Origin of the sequence: Streptomyces sp. UNOB3_S3 (assembly GCF_020740895.1) — a bacterium.
In the GTDB taxonomy this organism is placed as follows: Bacteria; Actinomycetota; Actinomycetes; order Streptomycetales; family Streptomycetaceae; genus Streptomyces.
Map to the genome: position 1 here is coordinate 1 of NZ_JAILXP010000633.1, position 2030 is coordinate 2030.

Here is a 2030-nt window from a genome sequence, read left to right on the forward strand (position 1 = left end):
CCCCCGGCCCTGCCGACGTTCCTGGAGATGACGGGCGCGCACCACGAACGGGTGCGGCGCACCGTGCTGCCGCTGTTCGGCAGGCGCCGCCTGGAAGTCATGGAGCCCAGGATCCGGGCCATGGCCGGGGAACTGATCGACGCCATGGTGGCGTCCGCCGACGGCGGCACGGCCGACCTGGTCGCCGCCTACGTCGAACCGCTGCCGCTGCATGTGCTGTGCGAGACCACCGGGCTGCCGCACGAGGACCGCGACATCTACCTGCCGCACACCCTCACCCTGCTCAGCGCCGCCGGCCTGTCGATGGACGAGGTGCTGGCGGCCCTGTACGCGCTCCAGGACTACGCCGAGGAGCTCATCTCCCGCAAGGAGAAGGAGGGCGAGGGCGAGGACTACATCCACCTCCTGCTGGCGGAGAGCCGCCGCCCGGGCGCCGGGGTGACCCGGGAGGACGTGGTCAGCTTCGTCGTCACCATGCTGATGGCCGGCTACAAGACCAACATCCAGCACACCGGCAACGCGCTGTACACCCTGCTCACCCACCCCGAGCAGTTGCGCGAGCTGCGCGAGGCGCCCCAGCGGATGAGCACCGCGGTGGAGGAGCTGCTGCGCTACGTCCCGCTGATGAACGCCATCAACATCCTGGTCGCCCAGGAGGACTTCACCCTGCACGGGCAGCACATCCGGGCCGGGGACGCGGTCATCCCGGTGCCCGCCTCCGCCAACCGCGACCCCGCCGCGTTCACCGACCCCGACCGTCTGGACCTGACCCGCACCCCCAACGCGCATGTCGCCTTCGGGCACGGGCCGCACGCCTGCACCGGCGGACACCTGACCAGGCTGCAACTCGCCACCGCCATCGAGGTGCTGCTGGAGCGGCTGCCGGGCATCGAGCTCGCCGTGCCGGCGGAGTCGATCACCTGGGACGAGACCACCCCGCTGCGCGCCCCCGCCCGCCTCCCGGTGCGCTGGTGACGCACCCCCTCGACGACATGACGACGCCCGGACGAGAAAGGCCAGAAAGCGTGACCACAGCACCGCACGAGGACCTCCCGCACTACCCCTTCAGCACCCAGGGCGACCGCATCGCCCCCGAGCTCGGCGAGTTGCGGGGCCGCTGCCCGGTGGCCAGGGTCAGCACCAACTCCGGCGAGGAGGCATGGCTGGTCACGGGCTACGAGATGGCCCAGGACGTGCTGCGCGACCGGAAGTTCGCCCGGTCCGTGCTGGGCGACCCCGACGGGCCCACGCAGGACGCCCCGATCCTGGCGCCCGAGCTGCTGGACGCCATGAACCACCTCCAGCAGGCCGGACTGCGCGACGAGGTCCTCCAGGCCCTCGGCCGCAACCAGCCCGAGCTCCCCGCCGACTGGGTCGCCAGGATCACCCGTGAGGGCCTGGACACCATGGTCCGGCAGGGCGGCCCCGGCGACCTCCAGCGCCACTTCGCGGAGTGGGTCGCCGCCCAGTGCATGTGCCGGGTGCTCGGGCTGCCCTTCGAGGACCACGAATGGCTCGCGGTACGGGCCGACCTCGACCTGACCATGGTCACCCCCACGAACGAGGAGCTCGCCCGCAACTGGGAGGAGATCCGCGTCTATATGCACGAGTACATGGCCGCCCGCGAACCCGGCCGGCCCCGCGGCCTCGTCGACCGCCTCGCCGACCTCAACGCGGAGCGGAAGGGGCTGACCGACAAGCAGCTGTCGAACATCGTCTCCGTCCTGTTCGTCAGCGGCTACGAGGACTTCGCCAGCTTCCTGGGCGTCGCGGCCCTCAACCTCCTCCAGCGCCCCGAGGCGATGGACGCCGTGCGCGCCCGCCCGGAGACCATGCCCCAGTGCGTGGAGGAGCTGCTGCGCTACAGCGTCGTCCTGGGCAACGCCATCCCCCGCTTCGTCACCGAGGACACCAAGCTCGGCACCGCGGCCGTGCGGCAGGGCGACCTCATCCTGCTCTCGCTGGACGCCACCAACTACGACCCGGCCGCCTTCGCCGACCCCGACACCTTCGACCCCTCCCGCTCCCCC

General features: G+C 71.7%; 2 protein-coding genes. Both read left to right on the forward strand.

What is annotated here, in order from left to right; translation table 11 throughout:
- Positions 1-975, forward strand: a 975-nt coding sequence (locus tag K6I33_RS34545; protein ID WP_229358753.1) for a cytochrome P450, incomplete at its 5' end; no start/stop codon positions are given.
- A 50-nt stretch (positions 976-1025) separates the two neighbouring features.
- The coding region (locus tag K6I33_RS36480; protein ID WP_229358754.1) for a cytochrome P450 at positions 1026-2030 on the forward strand (1005 nt) is incomplete at its 3' end.